We start from the raw sequence: 2,259 nt of genomic DNA, 5'->3' as shown, positions 1-2,259 counted from the left end.
AAATAACCAAAATCTAAATAAAAAAACAGCTTATAGATCCATCTTTCAATCTGTAAGCCTAGAATAATAATGTCAAAAATTAATGAAGAAATATGTTGTTTTTTACCTCAGTTCTTTGTTGTGCTTTCGTTATTTTCTGGTTTCTTCTAAAATTTCACTGATTAATTTATCCGTTTCTGCATAAACATTTTCCAAAAATTGCGAATAAAGTACTTTCTCATCAACTTGATTTTCAAATTTTAAATCATTAAAGAAACTAATATTGTTAAAATCCAAATCAGACTTTTTAATTGATATTCGATTATGGTTTACATTCCTCAATGAACCATAATTTTTGATGTAATCAACAATATCCTGCGAACTTTTTTCCATACGTCTATTCCATTCATTTACATTTTCAGATTGTCGTTCATATTCAAAAAGTAGTTCCTTTATCTTATTATTTTTAATTAATGACAATTTACCTGTGCTTTTGAGTTCGTTTAAGACAAAATTAGTCGGTTTCCAAGTTGGCCAAAAAAGTGAGGTTTCTATCAAGCTATCAATATTTGTACGGTTCAGTTCACTTTCTGATTTCCCCATCATTGAGAGTATTTTTAAACCTCCACGTTTTGTCCATTTCAATCCACCTAATGCTATATTTAGAGCTTTTTGATTAGATTCAAATTCCTGAATCAAGTTTTGGTTTATTTTGTTCAATTCCAAATTTGATTTTCGAACTTCATTTAAATTGTTGACCTGCAAAGCAATCAAAATCCCGATAACAACAAGGATAATCTCTCCGACGGCATAAATCAGATACTTACTGAATTTGTTATCAGAAAGTAGTCTTTGCCTAATTTTTCTAAAGAATTTTATCATTGGTTAGCGGTTTCTGATAATGAAGCACAACGGTCTCGGCTATGAGTAGTTGCGTGGTTTAGCACTTAACTTTGCAAGTACACACCAAACTGAAAATCCGCGAGGATTTTCAGAAGTAGGCGAGAACAAGCAATTACTTATAGCCATTGTTGTGTGTAGGCTTTATTCTTCTTGAAATTCCCAATAGGAAAATTCAATTAAATTAGTTCCGTTTAATTTAGATTCAAAAAACTCAATTTCTGAATTCTTATTATTCAATGTTTTATATATTCTGTTTCTTGTTTTTTTTGGTGTATTAATTCCAAAATATACTGATGACAAAGATTCAATTGGGTAATGTCTAATTCTTTCCTCGGGTTCTTTTGGGTTATCAAAGTTAATTTTAATGGCTCTCCATTCTTTTTCATATTTCCAACTTTTTGTCTTGGTTGAAAAAACCCATTCTAATTCTTGAGCATATTTATGAGTCCAAGATTTAGAAAGTCCAATTAAATCACAATCGTGTTCGTTTTCAAAAACTACAGCAAAATTGTAAAAGTTGATAAATGGTTGCTCATCTTCATAACTTACTTTTCTAATTCTATCCCAATAAATTGAAGATGAAGTATCCCATTTCGACATTCTTTTCTTGTATTTTTCTCTGTCAATTTCTCGTTTATGATTTCTTTCGTAAGGAAATGCTCCTCCGTTTTCAAGATTAAATTCAAGACAAATACCACTATGTTTACTTGCATAGTGTGACCACATTAAGAAATCATCATTTGTTTCTGAAAAACAAGTAACGTAACTATTTTTTAAAAACTTATTTGTTAATCTTTCTAATTCTTCTTTAAATCTTTGAGAATCGAATACTATGTCAGTTTTTGTGTTTTTTATTGAATCATTTATAATTTTTATAATATCATATGTCCAAATGTTATCTTGATTTATAAGAGCTTCATTTACATTTTTAAAAATATCTTCAATTAATAAATTTTGAGCATTCTTGTCTTTATTAAACTTTAGAAGTTTCGTTATTTTTTCATTTGTGTTTTGAAGATTGTCAAAATCAAATTGGGTTTTGAAAATAAACCAAATTAAATATTCAATTGCTTCTCTATCCTTTGATGTAAATTCGATTCTTGCACTTAAATCTAAAGGGTCATTAAGTTCATCGTAAGAAGCAAAATAAAGTTCTTGATAAAACAATTCCTTGAATAAGAATTCCGATAGAGGTCTATATTTAAATAATTTATTCAAATTTTTATGGAATTATGAGGTTTTTTTATGCTTACACACAACGTTTATGTATATGAGCTGTGGCGTGTATCGGCACAGACCTTTCCTGATAAAAACTGGCTTTGGAAAATCCGCAGGATTTTCCAAGTGTGGACAGACCAAGCCATAGCTTATATATGG

Annotated in this window: 2 protein-coding genes; both read right to left on the bottom strand. The window is 29.1% G+C overall.

Going from position 1 to position 2,259, the window contains the following annotated elements; translation table 11 throughout:
• Positions 1–129: 129 nt before the first annotated feature.
• Complete coding sequence (locus tag VZD24_RS15165) at positions 130–861, bottom strand: hypothetical protein (protein WP_115124810.1); 732 nt, start codon at positions 859–861, stop codon at positions 130–132.
• A 162-nt stretch (positions 862–1,023) separates the two neighbouring features.
• Complete coding sequence (locus tag VZD24_RS15160; RefSeq protein WP_342688105.1) at positions 1,024–2,100, bottom strand: DUF2971 domain-containing protein; 1,077 nt, start codon at positions 2,098–2,100, stop codon at positions 1,024–1,026.
• Positions 2,101–2,259 lie beyond the last annotated feature (159 nt).

It is taken from the genome of Aequorivita flava (assembly GCF_038742595.1).
GTDB classification, from domain to species: Bacteria; Bacteroidota; Bacteroidia; order Flavobacteriales; family Flavobacteriaceae; genus Aequorivita; species Aequorivita marisscotiae.
The sequence above is the reverse complement of the archived record's forward strand: the minus strand, read 5'-3'. Positions and strand labels throughout refer to the sequence as shown.

Excerpts from the sequence above, each read along its gene's own strand:
- VZD24_RS15165 (WP_115124810.1), bottom strand. The coding sequence starts at position 861 with ATGATAAAATTCTTTAGAAAAATTAGGCAAAGACTACTTTCTGATAAC.